26 protein-coding genes are annotated in these 26262 nt (G+C 44.3%); 19 read left to right on the top strand and 7 right to left on the bottom strand.

Translation table 11 applies throughout. The annotated features are described in order from the left end of the window. The first annotated feature begins 19 nt into the window (after nucleotides 1–19). Nucleotides 20–1150 carry an aldo/keto reductase gene (locus AB3489_RS12315; protein ID WP_368293135.1) on the top strand — a complete coding sequence of 377 codons (1131 nt, stop codon included), beginning with the start codon at nucleotides 20–22 and terminating at the stop codon, nucleotides 1148–1150. 21 nt (nucleotides 1151–1171) lie between these two features. Here AB3489_RS12315 and AB3489_RS12310 read toward each other — a convergent pair whose 3' ends face one another. The 4 genes from AB3489_RS12310 to AB3489_RS12295 form a co-directional block, all read right to left on the bottom strand. Beyond that, complete coding sequence (locus AB3489_RS12310) at nucleotides 1172–4180, bottom strand: EAL domain-containing protein (RefSeq protein WP_368293134.1); 3009 nt, start codon at nucleotides 4178–4180, stop codon at nucleotides 1172–1174. Nucleotides 4181–4387: 207 nt separating this feature from the next. Continuing rightward, the gene (locus tag AB3489_RS12305; RefSeq protein WP_368293133.1) at nucleotides 4388–4531 is read right to left on the bottom strand and encodes a hypothetical protein; all 144 of its coding nucleotides are present in this window, start codon (nucleotides 4529–4531) and stop codon (nucleotides 4388–4390) included. Continuing rightward, nucleotides 4506–6080, bottom strand: coding sequence for a hypothetical protein (locus AB3489_RS12300; protein WP_368293132.1), 1575 nt, complete (start codon nucleotides 6078–6080; stop codon nucleotides 4506–4508). Before AB3489_RS12300 ends, AB3489_RS12305 begins: the two co-directional genes overlap by 26 nt. A 15-nt stretch (nucleotides 6081–6095) precedes the next feature. After that, entirely contained in the window at nucleotides 6096–9371 is a 3276-nt protein-coding gene (locus AB3489_RS12295) for an SNF2 helicase associated domain-containing protein (RefSeq protein WP_368293131.1), read from the bottom strand. 215 nt (nucleotides 9372–9586) lie between these two features. Between AB3489_RS12295 and AB3489_RS12290 the strand changes: the two genes are divergently transcribed. The 11 genes from AB3489_RS12290 (at nucleotide 9587) to AB3489_RS12240 (ending at nucleotide 14886) form a co-directional block, all read left to right on the top strand. Beyond that, on the top strand, nucleotides 9587–9910 hold the full coding sequence (locus AB3489_RS12290) for a heavy metal-binding domain-containing protein (RefSeq protein WP_015044541.1): 324 nt from the start codon (nucleotides 9587–9589) through the stop codon (nucleotides 9908–9910). Between the two features lies 1 nt (nucleotide 9911). Next, nucleotides 9912–10157: a hypothetical protein gene (locus AB3489_RS12285; protein WP_019225703.1), complete on the top strand. Its 246-nt coding sequence runs from the start codon at nucleotides 9912–9914 to the stop codon at nucleotides 10155–10157. 273 nt (nucleotides 10158–10430) lie between these two features. After that, on the top strand, nucleotides 10431–10676 hold the full coding sequence (locus AB3489_RS12280; protein WP_368293130.1) for a type II toxin-antitoxin system Phd/YefM family antitoxin: 246 nt from the start codon (nucleotides 10431–10433) through the stop codon (nucleotides 10674–10676). A gap of 37 nt (nucleotides 10677–10713) precedes the next feature. After that, on the top strand, nucleotides 10714–11043 hold the full coding sequence (locus tag AB3489_RS12275) for a type II toxin-antitoxin system RelE/ParE family toxin (protein ID WP_368293129.1): 330 nt from the start codon (nucleotides 10714–10716) through the stop codon (nucleotides 11041–11043). Between the two features lie 287 nt (nucleotides 11044–11330). Beyond that, complete coding sequence (locus AB3489_RS12270) at nucleotides 11331–11714, top strand: DUF2089 domain-containing protein (protein WP_026071859.1); 384 nt, start codon at nucleotides 11331–11333, stop codon at nucleotides 11712–11714. 31 nt (nucleotides 11715–11745) lie between these two features. Continuing rightward, nucleotides 11746–12162: a hypothetical protein gene (locus AB3489_RS12265; protein WP_026071858.1), complete on the top strand. Its 417-nt coding sequence runs from the start codon at nucleotides 11746–11748 to the stop codon at nucleotides 12160–12162. Continuing rightward, a complete protein-coding gene (locus AB3489_RS12260; RefSeq protein ID WP_368293128.1) occupies nucleotides 12143–12508 on the top strand; it encodes a hypothetical protein in 366 nt (121 codons plus the stop codon). The genes AB3489_RS12265 and AB3489_RS12260 overlap by 20 nt, the downstream gene beginning before the upstream one ends. A 15-nt stretch (nucleotides 12509–12523) precedes the next feature. Then, nucleotides 12524–12865, top strand: a complete 342-nt coding sequence (locus tag AB3489_RS12255) for a phage holin family protein (RefSeq protein WP_368293127.1) — start codon at nucleotides 12524–12526, stop codon at nucleotides 12863–12865. Between the two features lie 121 nt (nucleotides 12866–12986). Next, complete coding sequence (locus AB3489_RS12250; RefSeq protein WP_368293126.1) at nucleotides 12987–13856, top strand: SDR family oxidoreductase; 870 nt, start codon at nucleotides 12987–12989, stop codon at nucleotides 13854–13856. A 190-nt stretch (nucleotides 13857–14046) separates the two neighbouring features. Next, nucleotides 14047–14367 carry a PadR family transcriptional regulator gene (locus AB3489_RS12245; protein ID WP_368293125.1) on the top strand — a complete coding sequence of 107 codons (321 nt, stop codon included), beginning with the start codon at nucleotides 14047–14049 and terminating at the stop codon, nucleotides 14365–14367. Between the two features lie 3 nt (nucleotides 14368–14370). Next, nucleotides 14371–14886 (top strand): DUF2812 domain-containing protein, encoded by a 516-nt coding sequence (locus AB3489_RS12240; protein ID WP_368293124.1) that lies wholly within the window; start codon nucleotides 14371–14373, stop codon nucleotides 14884–14886. A 108-nt stretch (nucleotides 14887–14994) separates the two neighbouring features. On the opposite strand, the gene AB3489_RS12235 is transcribed toward AB3489_RS12240, so the two are convergent. Continuing rightward, nucleotides 14995–15309 carry a demethoxyubiquinone hydroxylase family protein gene (locus tag AB3489_RS12235; RefSeq protein ID WP_019225691.1) on the bottom strand — a complete coding sequence of 105 codons (315 nt, stop codon included), beginning with the start codon at nucleotides 15307–15309 and terminating at the stop codon, nucleotides 14995–14997. Nucleotides 15310–15470: 161 nt separating this feature from the next. Between AB3489_RS12235 and AB3489_RS12230 the strand changes: the two genes are divergently transcribed. The 6 genes from AB3489_RS12230 (at nucleotide 15471) to AB3489_RS12205 (ending at nucleotide 23052) form a co-directional block, all read left to right on the top strand. Next, a complete protein-coding gene (locus AB3489_RS12230; protein WP_368293123.1) occupies nucleotides 15471–16718 on the top strand; it encodes a DUF5050 domain-containing protein in 1248 nt (415 codons plus the stop codon). 47 nt (nucleotides 16719–16765) lie between these two features. Beyond that, nucleotides 16766–16948, top strand: coding sequence for a hypothetical protein (locus tag AB3489_RS12225; RefSeq protein WP_019225689.1), 183 nt, complete (start codon nucleotides 16766–16768; stop codon nucleotides 16946–16948). Between the two features lie 351 nt (nucleotides 16949–17299). Beyond that, nucleotides 17300–18817, top strand: coding sequence for a cell wall-binding repeat-containing protein (locus tag AB3489_RS12220; protein ID WP_368293122.1), 1518 nt, complete (start codon nucleotides 17300–17302; stop codon nucleotides 18815–18817). Between the two features lie 266 nt (nucleotides 18818–19083). Next, complete coding sequence (locus AB3489_RS12215; protein WP_368293121.1) at nucleotides 19084–21132, top strand: cell wall-binding repeat-containing protein; 2049 nt, start codon at nucleotides 19084–19086, stop codon at nucleotides 21130–21132. Then, nucleotides 21129–21389 (top strand): nitroreductase family protein, encoded by a 261-nt coding sequence (locus AB3489_RS12210; protein ID WP_368293120.1) that lies wholly within the window; start codon nucleotides 21129–21131, stop codon nucleotides 21387–21389. Before AB3489_RS12215 ends, AB3489_RS12210 begins: the two co-directional genes overlap by 4 nt. A gap of 154 nt (nucleotides 21390–21543) precedes the next feature. After that, entirely contained in the window at nucleotides 21544–23052 is a 1509-nt protein-coding gene (locus AB3489_RS12205) for a LysM peptidoglycan-binding domain-containing protein (protein WP_368293119.1), read from the top strand. 114 nt (nucleotides 23053–23166) lie between these two features. Here the strand turns inward: AB3489_RS12205 and AB3489_RS12200 are convergent, their stop codons facing one another. Further along, the gene (locus tag AB3489_RS12200) at nucleotides 23167–24588 is read right to left on the bottom strand and encodes a TolB family protein (protein WP_368293118.1); all 1422 of its coding nucleotides are present in this window, start codon (nucleotides 24586–24588) and stop codon (nucleotides 23167–23169) included. Nucleotides 24589–24605: 17 nt separating this feature from the next. Further along, nucleotides 24606–24914, bottom strand: coding sequence for a hypothetical protein (locus AB3489_RS12195; RefSeq protein WP_368293117.1), 309 nt, complete (start codon nucleotides 24912–24914; stop codon nucleotides 24606–24608). A gap of 313 nt (nucleotides 24915–25227) precedes the next feature. Here AB3489_RS12195 and msrB point away from each other — a divergent pair, with 313 nt between their 5' ends. Further along, nucleotides 25228–26178: a peptide-methionine (R)-S-oxide reductase MsrB gene (gene msrB, locus AB3489_RS12190; protein WP_368293116.1), complete on the top strand. Its 951-nt coding sequence runs from the start codon at nucleotides 25228–25230 to the stop codon at nucleotides 26176–26178. Nucleotides 26179–26262 lie beyond the last annotated feature (84 nt).

The following is a 26262-nucleotide window of genomic DNA, read 5'->3' as shown; positions in this document are numbered from 1 at the left end:
AAAAATGGAGTGTAATATCATGCAATATACGCTACTAGGAAAAACGGGACTCCAAGTTTCAAGGCTGGGGCTTGGCTGTATGCGATTCCCGAAAAGTGAAAAAGAAGCGATAGAAATGGTGCGGTATGCGGTAGATCACGGAGTCAATTACCTGGACACCGCTTACATCTATCCAAACAGTGAAATGATTACCGGGAAAGCGCTTCAAGGGGGCTATCGGAATAAGGCGTTGATCGCCACCAAAAGCCCCATATGGAAAATCGGCAAACACGGAGACTTCGAGAAATACTTGGATGAAGAGCTGAAACGCTTGGGAACCGATCATATCGACATGTATCTTCTCCACAACATGAACCATGACAACTGGGAGAAAGTCAATCATTTTGATGGTCTTACTTTCCTTGATAAAATGGTCCAAAAGGGTAAAATACTGCACAAGAGTTTTTCTTTTCATGGGACACTGCCGGCATTCAAACAGGTCGTGGATGCCTTTGACTGGGAGATGGCACAAATCCAGCTGAATATTCTGGATGAAAATCAGCAGGCCGGGATTGAGGGGTTGAGATATGCGGCAGGAAAGGGTCTGGCGGTTGTTATCATGGAACCGTTAAGGGGTGGCTACATGCTGGCTAACGTTCCCGAAGCAGTCGCTGATTTGGTTCATCAATATCCGGAGAAGAGATCCTTGGTCGCGTGGTGTTTCCGCTGGCTTTACAATATGCCTGAGGTTTCCGTGATTCTTAGTGGCGCCAGTACGCTGGAGCAGTTGAAGGACAATTTGCGGATATTTGATGAATCTGCAGTCAACGCAATGTCCGAGGCCGACCAAAATCTGATCAAAAAAATCCGGGAAGCTTTCGAGTCCAATAACAGCATCGGCTGTACAAGCTGCAGCTATTGTATGCCTTGTCCCCAAGGCGTAAGCATTCCTGAAATATTCAGACTCTATAACAGCCACCAGCTCATGAAAACGCATTGGGTAGACAAAGGGATGTACAGGGAAAGTTTGCTCCCCTCCGGTTCCGGAGCTGATCAGTGTATTTCTTGCGGAATCTGTGAGGAACATTGCCCGCAGGCGCTGAGTATCCCGGTCTTGCTGAAGAAAGTACATGAGGAATTTACAGCGAAAACAGTCGGTGGTTGGAGTTGATTTTGTAGAAAAACTATGTATCTATAGGATATTGGCGCATGGTTTTCTTAATAATTCTTCGATTTCCTCAGCAGGCATTGGTCGGTAGAAATAATAACCCTGAACCTCGTCGCACATGTTCCGACTTAAGAATTGTACTTGTTTCTCGGTTTCCACCCCTTCGGCAATAACCTCCAGGTCTAGATTTTTAGCAAGATTTATGATGACTTTGGTGATTGCTCTGTCTTTTTCATCTTTTTCAATACCGTGAACAAAATGCATATCCATCTTCAATCGATCGATCGGCAAATTTTTCAGCCTGTTTAAAGAGGAGTATTCTGTGCCAAAGTCGTCGATAGAGATGGTAATCCCTAACTTCTTAAAATCGTTTAAAACCTGAATAATATTTGCTTCATTTATCGCAGAACCTTCTGTAATTTCCAATTCCAGATACTTGGGTTGAAGTCCGGTTTCTTGAAGGACATTTGCGATCTGACCAACAATATTCGGGTTGCGAAGTTGATTTACCGAAATATTAACAGACATCCGCACCGGAGGATATCCTTTTTCCTGCCAGATCTTATTTTGCCGGCAAGCTGTTTTAAGTACCCATTCCCCGATCGTGTTAATGATCCCACTTTGCTCGGCAATCGGGATGAATACTGCCGGGGATACCATTCCCAACTCCGGATGCTTCCATCTTAACAAAGCTTCCATTCCGATGATTTTTGCTTCCGGAAGATGGACCTGGGGCTGGTAATACACCAACAATTCTTCGCGTTCTAAAGCTCGGAACAGACTGTTTTTCAGTATCATTTTATTCCGAATGTCCTCTTTCATCTCGGAAGAACAGAGGGCATACTGGTTTTTCCCTTTCTCTTTGGCCTTATACATTGCAATATCCGAGTTTATAATCAACGTTTCTGTATCTTGTCCATCAATAGGATATAGTGCAATCCCTGCACTTGCTGTAACAAAGAATTCCTTACCTCTTAGTACCGCCGGTTCTTTGAATAAACCCATTATTTTATCGGCAATAACCATAACATCTTGATAGTCGGAAATATTATTCAGCAAAATCAGAAATTCATCGCCGCCAAAACGGGATACTGTGTCGGTTTTGCGGGTACATTCCAATAATTCCTGCCCGACTTTAGTGATCAGTTCGTCCCCGCCTTCATGGCCCAAAGTATCATTAACCGTTTTGAAAGAATCAAGATCCAGGAAAATCACCGCGAGCATCTTTTGAATCCGGCCGGCTTGGTGGATCGCTTGTGTAACCCTGTCCTGGAACAACACCCGGTTGGGTAGCTTCGTTAAATGATCATAGTAGGCTAATTGTTTAATTTCTCTTTCCGCCTGGACTTTCGTCAGAGCGTCTCCCAAAATATTTGCAATGACCTTGAGTAAATCAATCTGGTCTTCACGCCATTTTTTAGGGATTCTGCGGGAATCAATCCCAAATGAGCCTAATATCTGACCGTTTCCAGCAATGGGTAGGCAAATTTCTGATTTTGTATGAATAATTTTACCCTCTGATATCTGATTCATGAGGATCGAGTCTTCCGCTCCCGGGCATTCTATCGCTTCGCTGACAATAAGACCATGCCGGTACCAAGCAAACGGAAGGGTAACGCGATGTTGCTCCCTGTCCAGTAAATAAATCCATGCCCTGTCCATCTCAAAAAACCGTCCGCATTCCTCAAGCGCCTGATTGATTTTCTGCTCTAAATTCATTTGATTTGCTGTGATGAAATCCGAAGAAATCTTCGAGATTAATTTCTGCAGTTTTATCTGCTCAGCGTTTTCTCTCAGTCTGCGAATATACAGTTTATTGACATAGAAAGCCAACCCAAGAACGACAAGGAAAAATAAGATTCTTGCCAAATAGTCTTGAGCATTTATCTCAACGTTAACCTTTGGCGTGATGAACCAGCCCAGAATCTGGGTAGATATGATGGAGACTCCCAATGAAGCTAAGATAATGCGTTGATTGAACACCAGGGCAATAATTACAAAAATAATAGGAAACGCCCAAACCGTAATACTCCCGGTTTCAATAAACCTTAAAGTAAAAACTGGAATGGCCAGAACATTCACCACAAAATAAATAATATCTTTTTTATTTTCCGCGATAGGCATCCACTTCACGAACAAAATGACAAGTCCTAGAAAAAGGACAGCGATACTTGTCAATATGATAGGCATTAAATCATTTGTCATGTTAAAAAGAAAAAACGATACAAAATTAATAACGCCGCAGGCAAACATAGCAAAGGCCATATAGCTGATAATATTTCCGCGGGTCGATTCATTTAAGATGGTTTCCTCAGCATTGATGATCTTTTCAGGCTTCATCAGTCCGTATTTTTTAATAGCGTAGTAAATGACGATGAGCGACATCGAGATAATAAAAGGAGCCAATTGGGGAAGCGGCATTTTCCAAAAAGTGCTGGCGACAATATCCGTAAAGGATGCAAAGATTAAGGTTGCAATAATCCAAGATAGGATGAGCCTTGCCTTTTTCTTACTACTCCGGGCAGAAGCTCTTCTCCCCCATAACCAAATCATTCCTGCGGAAACGATGCAGAAAATAATATAATAATAATTGAAGAAAGAATTAAAGCCACTATTCGGAACATTAATCCAGCCATTGACCGTATGAATTAATTTATACTTCGATTCCGCAGAACCGGAGATCCCATAAATATACATTGTCAGGACTGAGGGGAAATAAAGCAGCAGGTATAACCACCATTTATTTAACAAATTTTTTTTCTCGGTTAGAATTAAACTGAAATGAAGCAGGATACTGAAAAACGAACCCCAACCAACGACTGAGATCCTACGCCAGATTAAGCTAAGTTCTTGATTCTGGGCAGAAACGCAAATGGAAAACCCGAAAGCCCATAGACTCAAGGAAATACACAGTACAAAAAAAGCTTTGTTCAATCCGGCTTTCGGGTCAAGATAAAGTGTATAGGCCCCAAGAGAGCTGCTCATTACACAAGAAAAGAAAAATAAAACTGAAAAAAAATGTGATGATTCCATATTTCCCTTCTCTGATGGAAATACTGCTAAAATCAGATTTACATCATTTTTGATAGAGTAATCAATGGCTTTTAAACAAATTATTCTACTTTTAACTACATTCTCCTTCATCATTTTTCAAAAAGCATCAACTATTTTACAGAACTGCCTTATAATGCAAATGAAGATTCAACTTTATGTCAAAAAACGTGTCAAAAAAAATAAAGGCTATAAAGCCTTTACTTTGTTATCAATAATTTTTATTTTTAAGCTATTATTTGTCAGTTCATCTCTCATTTCCCGGATAGCTTGCCAAGTATCTAACCATTTTAGCAAAAATATTTCTTTAGCGGAACCAAACTTCACAACCATCAAAGGGGTTGGCGGTTCCTAAATTCAAGTGCCCGTTTGCTGTTTTAAACAAGATCCTTGCACCGTAGTTATGCGGATTTCCCAAACCGTTTAAGGTAATTGGAGCCCAATGAATGCCATCCTTGGACTTAAACAAATCAAATCCATTAAATGGATAGATTGCATCACCTACTGTAAGCAGCACGCTAAGAATAATTCGTAGAAGTTCTTCTAGAAATCCCGGTAAATTTAGAATTGCAGGAATGATAGCGGGAACGAGCGGTTTAAGGAGTACAGACCAGTCAAATGTGCCCAGGAAAAATTCCCCATTGTATTCTTCCAGCTGCCAGCAGTATAAATTAAAGGGATTTCCTAACCCCGAGGGTTTATGGCTTAATGCTTTACCACGTGTGCCCGTGGTGGGGTTGGTAGGCTTTTTTGCCTTGCCCCCGATTACCAGCTGCCAATGATCCTGCGCATCTATCCTCACCAGGTCAAAGGGTTTAAATGCGGAGAGATTCATCGGCTGTTGCGCAAGAAGAGGGAACATAATGGCGCCAACATATAAATAATCTTTAAACGCTCCAAGTGTTAAGGGAATAATATTAAGCGCATCACCGGCTCCCTTGTCGATCACCAATTTCCATTCATTAATGATGGTTCCTGTGCCTTCAGTTCTCCAAAGTTCAAATCCTTCCACCAGATTAGAGGTAGCGGCATAAAGGTGTCCTTTAAAGCTTGCCATCATCATTACTTGCCCGCTTGGGTTTTTACCTTGGATAAATCCCGGGTTGCTTGGATCCCCTGTAACCTGCTCCCATCTGCCATTTGGAAAGTGAACGGTAGGAGGGATATATTCATAAATCAGAGCAGTTAGAGTTTGAGAGATCTCATCTACAGTTGACATATAGAGTTTTTCGTTGGTATGAATCACCATTGCCCTTGTGGAAGTACCGTTAAGATTATCATTGGGTATTTCAAGCCAGGACAATCCATCTGTGGACCTAAATGTCCTTACCTTACCCTGACAATACCCACCAACATAAAGCGCCGTTTGACCATTCAGGTCGGTATAACGGATCATATACCGAAAACCTTGGATAATATTGAAATCAGCTGGAGCTTTAAAAACTTTCTCCCAACCGGCATGGGGAAGCGCTTTGTTATAACGCCAGATTTCTGCTCTGTTATCGACAACCTCAGGGGTTAGCTCCTTCGGGATTTCGAAATCCCCCAATATTCCTGCATTCTTAATAGTCAGGAGAATGTTATAGAGAATATTTCTTCCGGTTCCTACATAGAGATATTCTCCCATCTCAGCCATTGACCAGGCATAATTGTTTTGCATGGCGTTGTTGGGATTTGTATCAAAACCGTTTCGGGGAGTTATTTTTTGGAAACCATATTTATTGAACACATAATCACCCTCCAAAAAATTAGGACAGACTTTTTCCTGGTACATCATATGAACATTGTCCAGTTCTGACACAGAAATTTTTTTAAAGGAGTCAGGGTGACCTAGCGTCAAATTGATGCGTATAATCCTCGTACCAATCAGGTTGTTTAACAAAAAAATAGAGAGTTATTAGTCAAAATCAAACAGCGCATTGAGCTCCTGTTCTGTTAGCTTGGACAACATCGTTTCTCCGGGCTGGATGACGGAATCGATCAGCTTTTTCTTCTTGGCCTGCAAGGCGTTGACTTTTTCTTCGATGGTCCCTTGGGTCAAAAGCTTGATGACCTGGACCGAATTATTTTGCCCGATCCGGTGCGCGCGGTCCGTAGCCTGGTCTTCAACGGCCGGATTCCACCAGGGGTCAAAATGAATGACAGTATCGGCGCCCGTCAGGTTAAGGCCCGTCCCACCTGCTCTTAAAGAAATAAGAAAGACCTTGCCTTGACCGTCATTGAAGGCTTGGGCCATTTGAGTTCTTTCCAGAGCCTTGGTAGAACCGCTCAGGTAAAAGTGCGTGATCTTATGTTGATTAAGGTCGTTCTGAATCAGATCCAGCATCGAAGTAAACTGGGAAAAGACCAGAATCCGATGGCCGGCGTCCAGCGATTCTGTCAAAATCTCCTGAAACAACAGCATCTTGCCGCTTCCCCCCGTATAATTTTCAATAAACATTGCCGGGTGGGAGCAGATTTGCCGCAAGCGGGTTAAGGCTGCCAGTATTTTAATCTGGCTTTTGGCAAAACCTGAGACAGCCAGCTCCTCAGCAATCTGACGTTTCGTTTGCTGGAGGTAGGCCAGGTAGATTTTTCGTTGCTCATCTGTCAAAGCTGCTTTGATCTCCGTTTCGATTTTGGGAGGCAGTTCTTTTAGGACATCAACTTTCAGTCTGCGCAGGATGAACGGCTTGATTTGCCTGCTCAATTCCTGAAGAGATTCCGTGTCTCCTTTCGACACGGGCAGGGCGTATTTCTTGTGAAATTCCTGGTGGCTAGGCAGATAGCCGGGCATAATGAAATGAAAGATGGACCAGAGCTCCGACAGGGAATTTTCAATGGGTGTTCCGGTTAGAGCAAAATATCCTTTGGCTTGAATTTTCTGGACAGACTTGGCATTGAGGGTTTGCGGATTCTTGATGTTTTGGGCCTCATCCAAAAAACAATAGGAGAATGCCAACTTGGAAAATTGCTCAATATCACGGCGCAGTACGGCATAAGAAACGACAACAAGATCAGCTGGCGCAATCCGGCTGATTTGTTCCTGCCTCTCGGCAGGCTGCCCATCGATGACGAGCACATGAAGGTCAGGCGTAAATTTCTCTGCTTCACTTTGCCAGTTGTAGACCAGGGAAGTCGGCGCGATGACTAAAAACGGTAATAAAGAGGAGGGATTTTGGGCGGCAGTGAGCTTTTCCGATAGAACGAAGGCTAAAACCTGCAGGGTTTTGCCGAGACCCATGTCATCGGCAAGGATACCGCCCAGACCATAGGAAGCAAGCGTCTTCAGCCATTTAAAACCTGTTTTCTGGTAATCACGCAGCACCTGCTGCAGCGGCAGTGGAGGATCATATTCCCCGTCCTGGGGTTCCAGGATGCTTTGGACCAGTTGTTTGAAAGCTTTATTGCGTTGGATTCCAGAAAGTTCGGCCTGCCTGAGGAAGCTGTCAATGTACAGGGCCCGGAACTTCGGGAGGTGAAGCGTTTGGTTGGTTAAATCCTGCCCCTTCAGATCCAGGTGATCGAGAAGTTTGCTCATGGCTTCCAGGTCATGCTGCTGCAAATCAAGAAATGAGCCGTCACGCAGGCGGTAGTATTTCTTCTTCATCTGCAGGGATTGAAAGATATCAGCTAATTCCCCCGGATCAATATCACCGCAGGTAAAAGAGACTTCCAGCATATCCAGGGATTCATCCAGACGAATCCGGCCGGAAAAGGTGGCGGAAGTTTGAATTTTCAATCGGAAATCATCGGAATAGTAGGTTTCCGCCAAATCTTGAAGCTCCGGAAATCCCTTGACGGTAAAATCAAAGATCTTCTCGTCATCCTCCAGACTGATTTTGCCTTCAGATACGATAAAATCAGCCTGTTCAAAGATATTCAGGATCTTTCTTTCCTGCTCAAGATTCCGGATCAGGATTTGATCATCACCTGGCGCAGTCCGGAAGCCCCCGCGTGAAGAAAACGGATTAATCGAGATCTCCCCGTAATGAAATTCCAGGCGGGCTGTAACTCCGTTTTCTCCGGCCCGGTCAAAATAGATCTTCGGCTGCAAATCCTCACGGATAAATCTATCTGCAAGTGTTGGCTCTACGCGGACTGTCGCGATTTTTTGCATCAACGGGAGGGCTTCTGAAGCAAACCGGTCTTTTTGCGCCGCAGTAAACAGAATGCCTGGACGCTGCTTGCCGTTCAGGGCTTTGAGCAGGTTGGGCAGGAATTCCGTTTGCTCCTGAGAGACCTGATAAATCTGCCGGTTGTAAAGATAATATCTCCCATCTGCGGTTAACGGGACAGGCAGTTCATTTTGCAGCAACAGAAGGATATTTTGTTCTTCGGCCTCAACGGAAAAGTCTAGCGGGATATCCTTCCGTCTGATATTTACAGTCAGAAATTCGGTTGTTTCATAGTCGTTGGCAAAACCGGCATGCAGGGAAAAAGGCTTTGATCCCAGCGCATCCAATAATTTGCTCAAATAGTAAGTGCTGAGTACAAACGGTTTTTGACTGAACGGAGAAGCTGTATAGGCAAAATTGGAGACATTCCTGATTTCCTGGAAAGCTTCATATTGGGCCAGCATATCCTGGAGCATGGCGATCAAAGGCGCGTCAGTTTCTTTGAATTTGTGACGGGCCGGATCATAGGTGAATTTTGCCCCAAGAGAATGCTCATTTTTTACGGCAAGTAAAAAATCCTTTAAGTTTTTAACGACATAAGGACGTTTTAGGCCTACTTTCAGCTGGAGCTGGGCACTTATTTTGCGAAAAACCGTACTGAGCTGAAGTCCCACCTCGAGGTTCAGCTCTTCCAGCGGATTCTCCTGCTTGCGGTCGGAGATGAAGGTCATGAACTCACTGCCGGCCTTGATGGAATCCGAAAATGAAGACTGTATGGCAGAAAGTTTTTGCCGTGCAGTTTTTAAAACTGCGACGACATGTTTACAGGCCCCGGGATATTCGGCGTAGGCCGGACAAGTGCAATGAGCGGAGCTCACGGTCCCGCTTTGATTTAACACAATACGGACATCGTAGTGCCAATTGCCGGCGACAATCGCTTTGATGGCCCTTTGCTCAGGGTCAAAATTAAAGTTGCTTACTTTCCGGCTCTGCGCATAAATGACACCGAGCTCGTAAGATTTTCGGTTGGAGGCAAGGGCTTGAATCTCCCTTTCTGTGACGTTGAATAAGGCCATGAAAGGAACTCCTTTGAGGATTAATGATGTGCAATAATCCTAGAATACCATAAAACAGAGGAAATATCATTTTAACGGCAGGTGTTCCGGTTGGCATTTTTAGCAGATATCTGGAACAGCTGTTTATTAATAGAATGGATTGAGTCAAAAATTGCAAAAATAATTGTAAGCTGGCTACAAGATCTGTAAAATAAAAATAAAAAGGGAGTGACAGTATGTTAATCGTTACGACCGAAAATATCAAAGGTTACAAAGTAACGGATGTTAAAGGACAGGTGTTCGGTCTCGTTGTTCGCAGCCGGGGATTGGGCGGGAATATCATAGCTGGGCTGCGCAGTCTTATCGGCGGGGAAATCCATGAATATACCGCCCTGCTTGAAGATACCCGTAAACAGGCGATAGACCGTATGGTCAAGAATGCCCAGGCGATGGGAGCAAACGCTGTGGTGATGATGAGGTTTGATTCCAGCGAAATTGGACAGACCATGAGCGAGATTGTAGCCTTTGGAACCGCGGTTGTGGTGGAGAAAGAAGCTTAAAATGAGAATAACGGCTGAAATCTATATATTATTGGAAGTGGGGATATTTCTTATCATTGCCTTCTGTTCATGGTTTATTTGGGATAAACGCTATCGAAAGAATCATGGAAACGATATACCCAAAGGGTATATGGCTACGGATGAGGTTTTTATCGATCCAGTTAATGGTAAGAAATTTAAAGTCTATTATGAACCGGAAACCGGTAATCGGTTCTATAAAGAAGTAAAGAGGAATGATGGCCATTGAGTTTTTATGGATTAGGCAGGGCTTTTTGGGGATTTCAAACTAAGCCCTAACAGTCCAGCCAGCAAAGGAAGCCATCTTACAAACGACAAACGGCTGTATACCAATATTGGCGGTGTTCTTTTTGAGTTAGGGAAATAAACAACATCAGAAAATTATGCCCGTTTTGACTTATTAGAAAAGGAAATAAAGCTGTTTGTTCGGCTACTGATTAAGATTTCTTGACTAACCGGACTAAATTTAGTACTATATTTGTGCAGGAGGTGATTCGTTTCTATGAGCATTAAGGATGATATTCGGCCGATTTCTTATATTAAAGCCAATGCAGCTGAGGTACTGAATCAAGTGAACGAGTCCCGCAGGCCGGTTTATGTAACCCAAAATGGAGAAGCCAAAGCCGTTTTATTGGATACGGAATCTTACGAAAAAATGAAAAATACGCTTGGGCTGCTAAAATTGTTGACGCAAGGGGAAAGTGACATCGTTAACGGAAATGCTTTATCTCAGGATGACTTTTTTTGAGTATGGATCATCATCTTCTTGAGCAGGACGAGCAACGATGAATATTAAAAAATATCAGGTTTTTTGGACCAAAACCGCTCAGCAGGATTTAAAAAAAATAATAGAGTATATTGCGATCGACAGTACAATCAATGCGGGAAAGGTCTATACAGACATCAAAAAAAAATCCGAAAATTTATACCTATTACCCCTCCAGGGAAGGATTGTTCCGGAATTGAATTATTTCGGAATTTTGATTTATCGGGAATTAATAATCCCTCCATGGCGGCTGATTTATAAGATTGAAGAAAATAAAGTATGGATACTTGCAGTAATCGACGGAAGAAGAAATGTTGAGGACGTATTGCTGGACAGGTTTATCGGATAGCTTTCTTCATCCTCAATGCTGTCCGTTGGTAACAAGGGCAAAAACTAACTATAAGCCGCTGATGAAGTCGTATATGATCCTTCATCGCGGCTTTTTCTCGCCTTAAGCAATTTCTATAATTTATAAAGGATAAATTATAGTGATAAATTATAGGCATAACAATCAACTATATTAATATAATTAATCATTTCATTAATATAGTTAACGTAATTATTGACAAAGTTAATATTCACTGCTATTCTTAATTTGTAAAATCTTAGAGTGGTTCCAATTTGGGGGTGAAAATAATTCAATACAAAGCACCGGGTTTGTGTCCGATTTGCGGACATAGCCTGTATGTCAGCAAACTGAACTGTATGAACTGCAATACTACCCTGGAAGGGCAGTTTATCCCATGCAAATTTTGTCAGCTTCCTCCCGACCAGCTTGAATTTATTGAAGTTTTTATTAAGTGCCGGGGTAACATCAAAGATGTGGAAAAGGAACTGGGAATTTCTTACCCTACAGTCAGGGGACGTCTGGACAGCGTCATTCAAGCATTGGGGTATAAAGTGGATGGTTCGGATCTGCGGGAGGAAAGAGAAAACCGCAAGGAGATTCTGGACGCCCTGGATCGTGGAGAAATCACTTCGCAGGAAGCCGCCAGCCGCCTGAAAAAAGCTGGAAAATAAGAAGAGTGGAAATAAGAAAGGGAATGGTGTCATGAGCAGCGAAAGGTTAAAAGTCCTGGAAATGATTCAAGAGGGTAAAATTACTGCTGCCGAAGGGATGGAGCTTCTGAAAGCCATCGAGGAAAGTGCGCCTGAAGTCAGTCCTGCCGTATCGGTTTTTGCGAACCGTTTTTTACGAGTCCGGGTAGAAGGGGAGAAAGCGCCGAAAGTTAACGTCAATATTCCGATGAACCTGGTTAAATCGGTGACAAAGCTAGCCAATGCGGCGATGGCCTTCATCCCGCCGGAAGCAAAAAGTGAAATCGACAAAAGAGGAATCGACCTTGAATACCTTCTGAATGAACTTATCCAGGAATTAGAACAAGGATCTTCCGGCGGTAAACTGGTAGATGTCGATGTCGATGATCCGCACGAAGGAAGGATGAAAGTTGAGGTATTTGTGGACTAAGCGGCCGCGTAGAGCTTTTCTGCTGTTGGTCAGCATTCAAAATAAAAACCGCAGGATATGCGTTCCTATCACGGTTTGGGTCATCGAAGACACTATCGACGCCTTACAGGATATCGCCTGTGTAGGAGAATGGATACTGAGGCTGTTAGGAAGGGACCGTGAGAATAAACGAGCCGACGGGTATAAGCGAACCGCCGGTCCATGGCGTCAGTATATTGAAGGAATGCCTGTCAGTTCTGCGCTCCAAGCTGTAAACGGAGTCATCCGGGAATTACGTCTCCAGGGCAGATTCAGGATGATTGAGGTCGAAAACGAGACCATCCAAATTGTTGTGGATTTATTTTAGTAAGGGGAATAGAACATGCGCAAATGGTTACTGACATGTTTAATTAATGTTTTAGCATTAATCATCGCTTCTTATATTGTACCGGGGATTGTGGTAAGTAATCCATTGACACTCCTTGGGGCCGGGCTGCTGCTCGGCGTAATCAATCTGCTGATCCGGCCTGTGATCCTGCTGCTGACCATTCCTTTTAGCCTGCTCACTTTCGGCTTATTCATCCTAATCGTCAATACCTGGATGGTCATGCTGACGGCGGCATTGATGCCCGGTCTGGGAATTCACGGTTTCTTCGCTGCTTTTTTGACATCCCTCATCGTGTCGCTGTTTAACTGGTTAATCAGGGATATAAAAAGAAAATAAAAACCAATTGCTTCACTGCAGCGTCCCGCAAAATTAATGAATGGTGTGATCGCAGCACGGTTCGCGGAATGAATACTGCTTTTTTAGGAGAAAATGAAGGAAAAACCAAAGGAGAACCGTTATGACAGAAGCAATCATTCCGCAGCCGACTTTCCCTGCTCAGCACCAGAATTTTCAGCCCGGACTGGAAACATTAATGAACCCGAGTCCTGCCTTTGAGGATCCCAACTATCAGCCGGGAGGCAAACTCCGGGGGAAAGTTGCCTTGATCAGCGGAGGGGACAGTGGGATCGGCAGGGCCGTTGCTATTCTTTATGCCAAAGAAGGAGCCGACCTGGCGATTATCTATTTCAATGAACATCAGGATGCTGAAATGACCAAAGAAAGAATAGAACAGCTTGGCCGTCGCTGCCTCCTGATCGCAGGGGATGTCGCCGACGAAATGTTCTGCAATCAAGCAGTCCGGGAAACGGTCCAAACCTTTAGTCATCTGGATATTTTGGTCAATAATGCCGGGGAGCAGCATCCCCAGAACTCTATTCTGGATATCACTTCCGAACAGTTGGAAAGAACATTCAGGACAAACATCTTTGCTATGTTTTACCTGACCCGCGCCGCATTGCCTTACCTCCAAAAAGGTGCTGCGGTTATCAATACGGCTTCGATTACCGCCTATCAAGGTGAAGTCCGTTTAATTGACTACGCTTCTTCAAAAGGTGCAGTCGTATCTTTTACGCGGTCTTTGTCCGAATCCTTAGCCAAACAGGGCATCAGGGTCAACGGCGTAGCCCCCGGCCCGATCTGGACTCCGCTTATTCCCGCTTCTTTCAGCGCAGAGGAAGTCCATACATTCGGCAGTACGAACCCGATGCAGCGTGCCGGCCAGCCAGTGGAGCTTGCTCCTGCCTATCTTTTTCTGGCCAGTGCCGATTCCGCCTATATGTCGGGGCAAATCCTGCATATCAACGGCGGAACGATCATCAACAATTAGAAGAAGCGAGGTTATAGGCCTGTTCGCTTTGCAATACAGTTTTAAGCAGGCGGCTTAATAAAAATGCTGCATGTTTCCGTGGAAAAGTGTTCCACGGGATTTTTTTTCTCGGGGGGCAAAAGATATTGACAGATATATCGGCTGATGATATATTATATATCGTTAAAAGATATATCGGAGGATGATTGGTTTGGACAATAATACACCTTTGACAGAAGCCTTGTTTTATATCTTATTGGCGGTACGCATACCGAATCATGGCTATGGGATTATTCAGGATATCAGTGAAATGACCGGCGGCAGAGTCACATTAGGACCGGGGACCTTATACGGGGCGATTAATTCCATGCTTTCAAAAGGGTGGATCCGTTTATACAGTGAGGATAAGGAATCCAGAAAGAAAAAAGAATATCTTCTGACGAGCCGGGGTGCGGAAGTCTTTCATAACGAAGTCCAAAGGCTGAATGAACTTGTCAAGAATGCAAAAAAGATGGATGAGGGGCGGATCTAAAAGATGATAAAATTCAAATGGTATTATGACAAAGATGCCGAACAGGATTGGCTTAGAAAAATGTCTTTGGAAGGATGGGCCTTTAAAAAATTCTTCCTTGGATTTTATACGTTTGAACCCTGCGACCCTGGTGAGTACAATTATCAGATCGATTTACTGGATAAATGGGACGGGGACAAGGCTGATTATGCATCTTTCATGGAGGATACCGGCGTAGAAGTCGTCGGTCAGTGGTTCAGATGGGTCTTTCTGCGGAAAAAGGCTGCGGATGGGCCATTCGAGATGTATACGGATGCCCAATCCAAAATCATGCAATACAGTAAGATCAAGCGTTTTTTCACCGTCTTTTTGGCCATAGAAATCATCTGTTTCTTGGTGGAGTTGATGGCAGCCATTGAAAGCGGCGAGGTTCTCTTTGGGGCTTTTACAGTGTTACTTGGGATTATTGCTATAGCGATGTTAAAGATCGTATGGAAATGCCAGTGGAAAATTGAGCAGTTAAAACGTGAGGAAATATGAAGAAGTGACAGCCTTGGGACAAGGCTGTTTTTTTATGACAAGCGCTGATAGCATGGGAAAAATAAAGGAGAACAAATTTATTTGGAGAATTTTACTAAAATAAAGTCCTTATTGCATAGGGGCCTGAAAATTTTGAGATTGCTGTTGTTGTACGGCTTGTCTTCCCTTTTCTATAGACGTCAAGTCCTTTGGACTAATCATGGCTAGCAACTGTTCTAATTCTCCGACGTGTTGTCTTTCTTCATCAGCAATATGATGGAGAACCTTTTTTACTCTCTCATCATTTGTTGCCATAGCATGAGATTCATAGCCGATAATTGCTTCGTACTCCCCTGCAATATCAACCCGAAGGGCCTGAGCCAACTCCTCATTGGACATCTGCTTAGGGACATTCGCTACAAATGGGTTTCCAAGTAAGGCCACAAGATCATATCCTTCCTATGAAAATGAGTTTATCTTATAGTCTGCCTGTTTATGAAAGCAGTAATCAGGTATTTATTGGTAACGAGTACGGCAACCAGCAACGAAGGTGAGTAAATATAAAAAATAATAGGTTTTGGGGAGATAAGATGAATGTGCACCGGATGAAAAAAAAGAAATATGGGTGGGTTTGCCTTGCGCTAATCCTTCTGCTGGTGTCAGGCTGCGTTGCGCAGCCTGGGTCTTCCACAGGTCCTGCCGGTGCTGCTGAACCATCTCCGGCAACTGAAAACACCGACAACCAAGGAGACATAGCGCCGGGGCTACAGGAGACCGGAGCTTCAAGTGAGAATAGTGCAGCTATCTCGGATGAAAAAAGCGACAGCATGCACAGCGGGAAGTTTTTCGCCAAGAACGACAACATCCTGATTTATTATGCCGAACTGCAGGATGGGATCTATATGGTGGATACCGCAAAGAATACAGTACGGCGACTGGTGAAGACCCACTCCGTGCATAAGCTCTACTTTGACGGCACCTACGTCTACTATATGCCCTACTATTATCTGGGACGGGGTATTTACCGGGTTGACCTTAAGGGAAACACAGAAAAGATCTGTACGAACTCTTCGCTGCAACTGTGGCTGACAGAAGATAAGATCTATTTTACCGATCAGATCGGCTTTGACGATATTAACCAGACCCCGCGCGGAAATTTGTGTACGATGAATAAAGACGGCACCAACATCCAGATTTTGATCAAGAACGTCGGCAATTACTTTTCCATTCAGGACGAATGGATTTATTACACCCACTTGAGTAACAGGGACCTTTACCGGGCGGTCTTGGACGGGAGCCGCAGTGAATGTCAGGCCCAAGGGCGCACCTATATCACTGCTGCCGACAATGACTACCTGATTTATACGGATTACGAAGACGGTGAAACGCAGCATTTGCTGAATAACCGGACCGGCGAAAATATTATCCTTGGACAGTTTGGAGGAGGCTCCCGTTATAACGGTCAATTCTACATTGTGACTGAAGAGCGGGGTCCGAATGGTATTCCTTCTTCCACAGGCTGGTCGGTCTTCCGGGTCGATCAAAAAGCAGGAAAAGCTGTGAAACTTGCTTTCCTGGAAATGGACCGGTTTGGACTCGATGGTATGAGCTATGTGTATGGTGATTGGCTCTATTTTTACACGATGGATGGCGGGCCCACTGGTCAAAGGGGGACATACCGGGTAAAATGGCCTTGTGATGATTATGAAGCCGAGTATCTCGTCGACGGATATCTTTTTTATTTGGACGGCTATGGCTATTATATTGAGGAAGACGAGAATGCCCAGCCCCCTACTTTTGCCCGGATCAATCTGCAAACCGGGGAAGTCAGCCGCTGGTCGTTTCAGGAATAGGCAGAACCCGATGGTAGTGTAGCCATCGCCAAACCTTATCCAAACCCATGCAATATGTGCTGGAGAAAAAAGCAATTAGGAACGGTAAGCTAAAGGTCTGGCAAGCAATCCGGGAAATGATTACCGATGGGGATACGGCTAAATTTATGAAGAACAGCACGGAGCGTTTTCAATTCTATTTCGATGAAAAGACAAATAAGATTGTTTTTCTTGAGCACGTTCGGCTGTAGCTGATGGCTAATATTTTAACAAATATATTAGAACTGAACCAAATTTACCGAGAAGACTTCAGAATTGTGGGTAAAAGAATATTTTGAAGGAGAGAATTATGTCACCAGTATTTGGCTTCACAGTATTGATTCAGATTAATAACACGAAAAAAATGCTTGATATTTTATTGGAATAATTAAAATTATTCGAATGCTCATTTGTTCATTGCCAAACATTGCTAATATCTTTTCCTGTAATTTCAGAAGGAAATAAAACATGATTTAATATATAATTTTCCTTGGTGTTATTTTTTTATATCTTATCCGTTATCTACCAGATATCTTACTTACTATTTTTAGGAGGAAGAAAGAATGAGCTTTCGAAAAAATTGGCTGAAGTTCCTGCTTTCAATGGCACTGGTGTTCACAATCACAATTCCCGCGATGCCTTTGCAAACGTATGCTGCCCAGGCAGTAGAAAATAAAAGACTTGCAGGGGATAGCAGGACGCTAACTGCGATTGAAATCTCCAAGGAGGGATGGACTGCAGGTTCAAATGCCGTTATCCTTGTCCGTGATAACAATTTTCCAGATGCGTTAGCCGGTGCTGTCCTGGCGGCAGCCTATGATGCCCCGATACTTTTAACGAACAGTCAATCACTCTCTCCTGACACTGCGTTGGAGATCGAACGACTCCAAGCGCAAACGATCTATATCCTTGGCGGTACCGGTGCGGTATCCGCAGCGATTGAAGAGGATCTGTCTGCGGACTATACGGTCGAGCGTATCACAGGCGGCAATCGTTATGAGACTTCAGCGAATATTGCCAAATATCTGCAAGACAATCATAAACTGTTGACGAAAAAGGCTGTTATCGCCTATGCACAGAATTTCCCGGATGCCTTGGCGATCTCATCCTGGGCAGCGCAAAACGGTGTACCGATTCTGTTATCCGAAACAAATTCTCTACCAGCAGCGACAAGCCAAGCTTTAACTACGCTGCAAGTAACCGATACGATTATTACTGGCGGGACTGGCGTCATCAGTGCGCAAGTCGAATCCAAACTTCCGGATCCAACCCGTTATGGCGGAAATAATCGTTATGAAACAGCAGTCAACATTATTAATGGCCTTGGTCAAGCGACGGATGCCCTCTTTGTTGCCACAGGGCTAAATTTCCCCGATGCCTTGGCTGGTTCCGCGTTAGCTGCAAAACAGGGAAAAGCCATTCTGCTCGTTGGCAATGGCCTTGATCCTTCCGTAGAAACTTTTTTAGCAGGCAAGGTAGGACAAATCAATAAAATTTATTCTGTCGGCGGTACCAGTGTTGTGAAGCCATTGGTCCTGAATCAGATCTATTCTTGTATCGTTTTGGAGCAACCCACCGAAGCATTTGCCAACGCGATGAACGCGATCAAAGCGCTGGATCAGGATACCGTTGACCGGTATTTCAGCTACGATGGACTCATGAATTCTGATGAATCGACCAGCACCACGATCACCGATGAAAATATTGCCTCTTTCTTCGCCAAACTCGATTACAACATTGTGTCTTCAGCCGTAAACGGTGATACGGCAACCGTGACAGCGGAGATCACCAATACCGATTTCGCTGCCGTCTTGGATGCTTATCTCGGTGCGGTCATGAAATTGGCGATTGAACAGGGATTATTGCCTGAAGAGGAACAATTAAGTGATGCAGAAGCTGAACAGGCGATACAGCAGCTACTGTTTGACGCCATTGCCAATGAGGACCAGACAACAACAGTCACAATCGAAGTGAATCTTGTGAAGAATAATAACAGCTGGACAATTACCATGGATGACGAATTCGCAGATGCGATCCTGGGTGGATTCATCAGTGCATTTGAAGATCTTCTGAAAGAATAATTAAGCAGTAAAAAAAGAATGGCGGCCTAATGGCCGCCATTCTTTTTTTACAAACTGAAGTGAATGGCTGGGGTATTGAACTGGATAAAGCAGTCAGGAATCGTGACGGTACCCTCACCGTCACGCTAGACTGTTAGAATACAAAAGTTATCCTTTTTGATTTGTCCGTTCAAACGCGCATGGCAAGCACATAGGCTGTTGACATGCCGTTTTTTTATGGGGTAGAATTCAAATAATGGCAATCAGCGCAAAGAATCCTGAGAAGATTGAAAGGAGAACGGGGATTGGTAAAGAGATTATGGGTTGCGATTTCGATTTTTACCCTGGTGCTGGTGGGTTGGCAGGCACCGACGGTTTGGGCCGACTCAAGCTCGGTGATGAGCGCCGACAAGTCCGTCAGTATTGCCGGTCAATCCACCACAATTAAGGCGGTGCGCGCCGATCTGAATGATCCCAATATCCGTGTGCTTTCCGTGCCGGCAGGCAAAGTCGGCGATGTTAAGCCCTTTGAGCAGATCATCGGCAGCATAGACAAAAACAAGTATGAAGTATTGGCGGCAGTCAACGGCGCGTTCTTTGAGGCCTACAATGAAGGCAAGAAGCCCATAAACGGGACCTTGGTACATAATGGGGCGACGATGCACTATGAAACCAGCAGCATGATAGGTTTCGGCAGCGCCGGCGAAGCGCAGCTTGATAGGGTGGCCTTCAGGCAGTACGTCTATGTCGACGTTACCGGAGGCAATTACCTTTATAAACAACTCTTTTACTTACGCAACTGGAATGTCATCAGGCCAGTCGGCTATACGAGTTATCGCGAGGCGATCATCACCCCGGATTACGGTACGGAAACCGGGGATACAGATATGATCTGTGTGGTGGTACGCAATGTCAAAGACGTGACGGGTAGCGTTTATACAGCGGGTGGTGTGAAAGTTCTGCAGAAAGGTACTGTTACCGATATCAGCCAGGGCAATACGGCAATTCCGGCCGATGGATTTTTGCTGCTGATGCCGACTGACAGCGCCTACCGCCAGCTATTCCATGTTGGATCGACGATTGATTTTGTGCGGCAAGTATGGAATAGCCGCACAAATACGGATGATACGGCTGATTGGATCAATTTGACCAACATCACCGGTTGCGGCCCGAGCCTCATCTTGGATGGACAGGTGACTGCCGATCCGGCCGGTGAGGGCTGGAACGACCCGAAACTCACCACGGCTGCTGGCAATCGTTCGTTCATTGGGCTGACGACCGACAAACAATTGGTTTTCGGTACCACGCCGGGTCTTACGATCAAAAATTTGGCTCAGGTTGCCCAGGCGTATAACCTATCAGACGCTATGAATTTAGACGGCGGCGCCTCCAGCGCCCTGTGGCTGGGCGGAAAGACAATAACGCCCGCAGGGCGTCAGCTCTCCAATATCATCGCCGTCGTACGGCTGAAAGTTTCCGAACCGGCCATGCCGGCGAGTGGAATCACTGCGGACAGAACCATAAACGGGGGCAGTACGCCGGCTACCTCGGTAAAAGTGTCCCAAGAAGGATGGCTAAAGGCTGATTCAGTGGTCGTCGTCCCCGGAGAAAACAACCATTTGATCGACGCCCTTGCAGCAGCACCCTTGGCCGGCCAGGAGCAGGCGCCGATCCTTATGGTGGAAGGTGGCGTCCCGACGGCCGAAGTGATTGGTGAGATAAAACGGCTGGGAGCAAAAAGAGCTTACTGCATCGGCTTCCAAGCGGATGTCGTGTCTGAAAAATTGAAAGCAGCCATCCCCGATCTCGAGGCAAAAGTGCTGCAGGGGGAAGGGCGCGTGGAGACGGCGAACCTGGTAGGAGACGAAATTGCTGATCCACGTGGGGTATTTCTCGTAGGTTTTGATGCTCTGGCCGACGCCGTGAGCGCCGGGCCCTACGCGGCAGCCAACGGATGGCTAATCCGCATAACGGACGGAGCCGGTGTCTATCATCCCGAAGCTTGGAGTTTACTAAAGGCTGGACTAGACGCCAATAATTTGGTTATCTTGGGCGGCACGTCCAGAGTTCAGGATACAAACGGATTCCGCCGCATGTCCGGCGTGGATCGCTACGTGACCAACCAGGATTTTAACGAGAGGATGGGACTTAATACCAGCAAGGTTTACTTTGCTGACGGTTACTCTTTGGCCGCAGCTCTGATGGTTGCACCGTTGGCTGCCCAGAACAATTGTCCGATTGTCCTGGCGGAAAAGAACGATCCGAACCAAGCCAGGTTTCCCGCCGGAGTCACTAACGATGCTACTGTTATCGGCATCGGCTCGCCTGCCCGTTGACCTGGGAGACCAGCGGGGTTATCGACGCGAGCATTGTAACAACACACATGATGCTGGAGGCTACGACACTGGGCGTGGGCACGACGTGGGTCATGTACTTTATACCTGAGGCTGTTAGGGAGGAGTTTGCGATTCCGGACAACATTGAGCCGGTCGCCTTGCTGGTAATGGGCTATCCTGCGCCGGCTGCAAAGCCTTTCCCCGGACATTCGGAATTCAAGCCAATAGAAGATGTCGTATCATACAACAAGTTCTGACAACAAGTTCTGATTGATACGGTTTTCAATATGATCCGCAGGCTGATAAGCTATGCGTACAAAAATATTGAAAATATAGGAATAATTTGGGAGGTATTTGGCGTTAAGCTGAAGAATCATATAGTTACAACATAGTGGAGAGGGGAGTAACTATATGAAGATTAGAAAAAAAACAGCCTTAATTCTTACGGTCTTATTTGTATTCGTTGTGGTATTAGCTGGTTGTACCCAAAATCAGCTGGCAATCTTTAATGCCTATATGAAAATGCAAGATGTGACTTCAATGCAGCAGCATATGACGATGTCTCTTCAAATGTCCGGCACAGGGTTTGATCAGGCAGACCAAGAACAAATCGATTCAGTTGCTGAGATGTTAAATAATGCGAAACTCGATGTCGTTTTGAAAATGAATTGTAACGAAGAGAAAACAATCGCTAAATTACAGGCAGATTGTAACGTAATTGCATCCGGTCTTAGTATTAACATGCCATTTTGGGTAGATGAAGATTTCTCAGGAAAAACTCCAAAGCTAATTGAAGTCTTTAAAATCCCGCAAATTGCAGCAGCCTATTTACCCCCTGGATATGCTGGAAAGCCATATATGGTTATAAATCCTTTTGATGCGAAAAATACGGATCTTAAAAATATGGATGTAACGAACCTTATAAAATTGCAGTCAGATCTACAGAAAAAAAGTACTGATTTTCTAAACAGTTATGTTCAAAGGTTCAACCCGAATATTGACGTCGTTAGTGAATCAGCAAACGATGGCCTTGGCTCACAAAAATATACGATAAAACTTAATGATGCACAATTGAAGGAATTTATCCGTTATGGGATTAATAACTTTGCGAAGGACAAAGAAGCGTCGAACTTTTTAAATGAATACTTCACGATAATTGCTCAGTATAGTGAGCTCTCAGGCAGTTCATCGGAATTTGGTTCTATTGATGAAGAGTTTTTAACTGAATTTAATTCAGTCATGGATCAATTGAATGATGTTTCTATTCTAGGGGACAAAGGTATCGAGTTAACGTATACGATTTCAAGCGAAGGTTATATCACCCATGAAAATGGAAGTATCAACCTAGAGCTCGATATGTCAGCATTAAATAAATTGATGAATGATACCGTAGGCGGAGAAGAAATTCAATCGGATGTTACCGGCATTTTGAATCTTACGTTTAACTATGATACAGATATAACAAACATTAACCTACCCGTGGACATTCAAATGCCTGAGCTAAATTCAAGCAACTCGTTTAGTTATCTTGACCTGATACCAAAAACAGATGTAGAAGTGGTTAACAGCACGTATAAGGTTCTGCCCGGTGATACGTTAGCTACGATCGCCTTAAACCATTACGGAAGTTACAAATACTCCAGTAAGATATATGAGGCAAATCGTGATATTATTGAGAAGAATAATAACCGTTTATACGCAGGAATGGTTTTAACCCTTCCGCCTGAGGGGCTGCTCCCGGATATCGTTGCCGGTGAAAAGCAAAGAATATATACCGTGAAAGCAGGAGATACCCTGGCAAAAATAGCCCAATTAGAGTATGGTGATGCTTCACTTTACATGAAAATATACGCAGCAAATAAAAATATACTATCCAGTCCAGATTTGATTTATGAGGGACAAAAGATATTAATTCCATAAAATTATAGTTGTATCCATAATAAAGGAAATCCAGCTGTTCCAGACAGCCGGATTTCTTTTTATTAACGAACAAAAGATGCAAAGAATTTACAAAGATGAAAAGATATACTCCTCTTACCAATCCAGATGAAAATAAAGGTTATCATAATTGGTTAGATAATAGACTGTTTTTTTATCGGGGGACAGGCCAAGGATATACCCTATGCCTATCCTTTTTTTCTTATCTTCCTTGAGATTATAGATATAAATATCTTCTTCGATATTAAATATAAACTCTTCGGTACTAATAAAATTTACATTACTTAGGTCATTGCCCGGCAGTACCTCTTTTACTCCGTCCGGCGTAAATAACAGGCTTCTAGGTTTACCTGGATCCTTACCCTGAGCGAGCACTATTCCTTTTCCGGGAAATGTAACAGGTTTTGTGGCATTCCTCAGGAGGGTTTCTTTTTTTCCTGTGGCAATATTGAGTTTAACCACATCATCGTTATCAATAAATACAAGATTATCTTCGTCCAGCCATTGGATATAAATTGTTGTCGGCCATACTTTCCTGCCCTCTCCGCTGGCAATATGATTAAAAGTATAGAGCATCTTCCCGTCAAGGGAATAAACATAAATATTCATAAAGGCGGCAAGATCGTCGGACGTAAAAGCAATTTTCTGTTTGTCCGGAGACAGTAAAGCGTCATAAAATACGGGTTGGGACGGTAACTCAAAGAGTTTATTTTTTTGCCCGATAGTCAGCTTCTCGGTAAAGATCGAGATATCCTTTTCCGTAGATTCCCTATATAGTACGGTAGTAGGATCCAGCCAGTTAGAAGACCAATCCAGTCCAGGGAATCCCAAGCCATAAGCCCTGCTATGAAGTATGGTTATTTTTTCTTTTTCTGTATCGAAAAGATAAGACTGCTGCGTATCATCAAGGATAAATAGTTTGCCTAATTCCTTAGCCGGCCAGATCATATAGCTTTTATCACGGAATTCTTTGAGAACTTTTGTCGTGTTATCTTTGATATTAACCATACATAATTGATTGGGAGCATTGACCCTGAAGAAAAGGTTTCCGATAATCGGATAGCCCTTTTGATCAACTGCGCTTTTCATGGACAAAAGATATTCAGTGTCAGCAACCAGTTTATCGACATAAAGTTTAAGTCTCTTCGTATCGGCCCACTCGAATTTGACCTGAGCCTTATCGCCAAGCCCCTTGGAGATAGATTGTTCAACACTTTTCGTATTAACTTCTTTGGTGAAGTCGATCTCAAAAGTTTTTGGTTCCGTCGTCAGAAAAAGATTTTCGTGTACAGAATAGGGGTCTGATTCCATCTGTCCTAAACCGGTATAACTTTTTTCCGACCCGATAAGGGAAAAATACGCTTCGGGATCTTCTTCAATTAGAATACCGATTTCTATATCTTTTTCCAACGTATTGCCTTCCTGATCAAGCAAGAGATCTTTGGCAATATGTAAGGTGTAAGTCTTGCCATGTTCAATGTTGCGTGCCACGCCGTGAATGATCTTGCTTTGTTTCATATAGCCGTCGAATAAGGCTAGTTCCAGGGGTTCCTCGTATCCGATAACCTTGATTTTATCTGCATAGAAATTGGGCAGGTAATCTCAAAACCTATGATATCCCCGGACAGGCTTACGGTATTATTTTTTACCTCTGCCTCGTCGCCAACCCAACTGGTACCTTGGTAATGATGGCTGCTGGAAACGACAATTTTGGGGTTAGCGATATATTTTTTCTCTGTTACAGGCGTTTCAGCCGGAGGTACCAGGGTTTCTTGTTTCTTGGCGCAGGAAGTAAATGAAAATATAAGACAGATGATCAATATATGTGTAATCATTTTTTTCAATTTAACGATCCCTCCATTTATCAAGTTTCATCTCCTGAAATTTTACTTTATAAATGAAAGATAATACGCCTGTTTGGTTGCGCAAGAACCCTGGTCAGTAGTTTGTATTTCGACTTGAATAGAGTATATACTATAAGCAAAGAGGAAATCAGGCAGTCTAATGATAACACATATTGGCAAAACAAACCATTTATTAACAAAAGTTGTATGAAATGTGAGCTCTTTTTGCAGTCACGGTCAACGATGGATGAAAGAAAATAAAGCGCATGCTTCAGAGAATTATATCATCATCTGATATCATGGAGGGTCTGTTATGTCTGAGATTTATCTTGCAGGCGGCTGTTTTTGGGGTGTGGAAAAATATATTGCGTCTATTCGCGGGGTCCGTACCACGCAAGTGGGCTATGCCAATGGCAAGACCGCGAACCCGACCTATGAGGATGTGTGTCAGCGCGGCAGCGGACATGCCGAGACGGTGTATGTAGACTATGATCCGGAGATTGTGCCGCTGGAATTCTTGCTGGAATTATATTATCAGGCGATTGATCCGGTCTCACTTAACCGGCAGGGCGGCGACAAGGGGACGCAATACCGTACCGGGATTTATTATGCGGATATGAATGATCTGCCGGTGATAGAACGGTCCCTGGCCAAGCTGCAAAAAAACTACGACAAACCTGTCGTGATCGAGATAAAAGCAATCGAGAACTTCTGTCCGGCGGAAGCGTACCACCAAAAATATCTGGATAAAAACCCGGACGGCTATTGTCACATTGGCAGGGATCAATTCACGAAGGCGGCAGGGGCCATTATTAACCCAGCCGATTATCAGGCGCCGGATCCTGGCAGGCTTCGCCAAACCCTGACCGGAACGCAGTACGAAGTGACGCAGAATAATGCCACCGAGCCGCCGTTTCATAACGCGTTCTGGGACATTTTCCGGCCGGGTATTTACGTGGATATTACGACAGGCGAGCCGCTTTTTGCCTCCTCGGATAAATTTGAATCAGGCTGCGGCTGGCCGAGCTTTACCAGGCCTATCGATCCGAATGTAGTCTGGGAAAAGACCGATACTTCCCATAGCATGCTGCGGACCGAGGTCAGGAGCCGTGCCGGCGATGCCCATCTGGGGCATGTGTTTGCTGATGGACCCAGGGAATCCGGCGGTCTGAGATATTGTATCAACAGCGCCTCGCTGCGGTTCGTGCCTAAAGAAGATATGGAACGGGAAGGGTACGGAAATTTAATTGGACTCGTGAAGTAAAAGATTGCTTCATGGCCTGAATCCATTGGCATGTCTTAACGCTGCAGATTTCTGTTTTTTGACGCTGCTTCCATTTTTTTATTG

The organism is Dehalobacter sp. TBBPA1, from assembly GCF_040931655.1.
GTDB lineage: Bacteria > Bacillota > Desulfitobacteriia > Desulfitobacteriales > Syntrophobotulaceae > Dehalobacter > Dehalobacter restrictus.
The sequence above is the reverse complement of the archived record's forward strand: the minus strand, read 5'-3'. Positions and strand labels throughout refer to the sequence as shown.

Excerpts from the sequence above, each read along its gene's own strand:
- AB3489_RS12310 (WP_368293134.1), bottom strand. The coding sequence starts at position 4,180 with ATGGAATCATCACATTTTTTTTCAGTTTTATTTTTCTTTTCTTGTGTA.
- AB3489_RS12280 (WP_368293130.1), top strand. The coding sequence starts at position 10,431 with ATGAGCATTAAGGATGATATTCGGCCGATTTCTTATATTAAAGCCAAT.
- AB3489_RS12230 (WP_368293123.1), top strand. The coding sequence starts at position 15,471 with ATGAAAAAAAAGAAATATGGGTGGGTTTGCCTTGCGCTAATCCTTCTG.
- AB3489_RS12285 (WP_019225703.1), top strand. The coding sequence starts at position 9,912 with ATGAGAATAACGGCTGAAATCTATATATTATTGGAAGTGGGGATATTT.
- AB3489_RS12295 (WP_368293131.1), bottom strand. The coding sequence starts at position 9,371 with ATGGCCTTATTCAACGTCACAGAAAGGGAGATTCAAGCCCTTGCCTCC.
- AB3489_RS12255 (WP_368293127.1), top strand. The coding sequence starts at position 12,524 with ATGCGCAAATGGTTACTGACATGTTTAATTAATGTTTTAGCATTAATC.
- AB3489_RS12250 (WP_368293126.1), top strand. The coding sequence starts at position 12,987 with ATGACAGAAGCAATCATTCCGCAGCCGACTTTCCCTGCTCAGCACCAG.
- AB3489_RS12220 (WP_368293122.1), top strand. The coding sequence starts at position 17,300 with ATGAGCTTTCGAAAAAATTGGCTGAAGTTCCTGCTTTCAATGGCACTG.
- msrB (WP_368293116.1), top strand. The coding sequence starts at position 25,228 with ATGTCTGAGATTTATCTTGCAGGCGGCTGTTTTTGGGGTGTGGAAAAA.
- AB3489_RS12240 (WP_368293124.1), top strand. The coding sequence starts at position 14,371 with ATGATAAAATTCAAATGGTATTATGACAAAGATGCCGAACAGGATTGG.
- AB3489_RS12205 (WP_368293119.1), top strand. The coding sequence starts at position 21,544 with ATGAAGATTAGAAAAAAAACAGCCTTAATTCTTACGGTCTTATTTGTA.
- AB3489_RS12225 (WP_019225689.1), top strand. The coding sequence starts at position 16,766 with ATGCAATATGTGCTGGAGAAAAAAGCAATTAGGAACGGTAAGCTAAAG.
- AB3489_RS12265 (WP_026071858.1), top strand. The coding sequence starts at position 11,746 with ATGAGCAGCGAAAGGTTAAAAGTCCTGGAAATGATTCAAGAGGGTAAA.
- AB3489_RS12315 (WP_368293135.1), top strand. The coding sequence starts at position 20 with ATGCAATATACGCTACTAGGAAAAACGGGACTCCAAGTTTCAAGGCTG.
- AB3489_RS12305 (WP_368293133.1), bottom strand. The coding sequence starts at position 4,531 with ATGGTTGTGAAGTTTGGTTCCGCTAAAGAAATATTTTTGCTAAAATGG.
- AB3489_RS12290 (WP_015044541.1), top strand. The coding sequence starts at position 9,587 with ATGTTAATCGTTACGACCGAAAATATCAAAGGTTACAAAGTAACGGAT.
- AB3489_RS12200 (WP_368293118.1), bottom strand. The coding sequence starts at position 24,588 with ATGAAACAAAGCAAGATCATTCACGGCGTGGCACGCAACATTGAACAT.
- AB3489_RS12275 (WP_368293129.1), top strand. The coding sequence starts at position 10,714 with ATGAATATTAAAAAATATCAGGTTTTTTGGACCAAAACCGCTCAGCAG.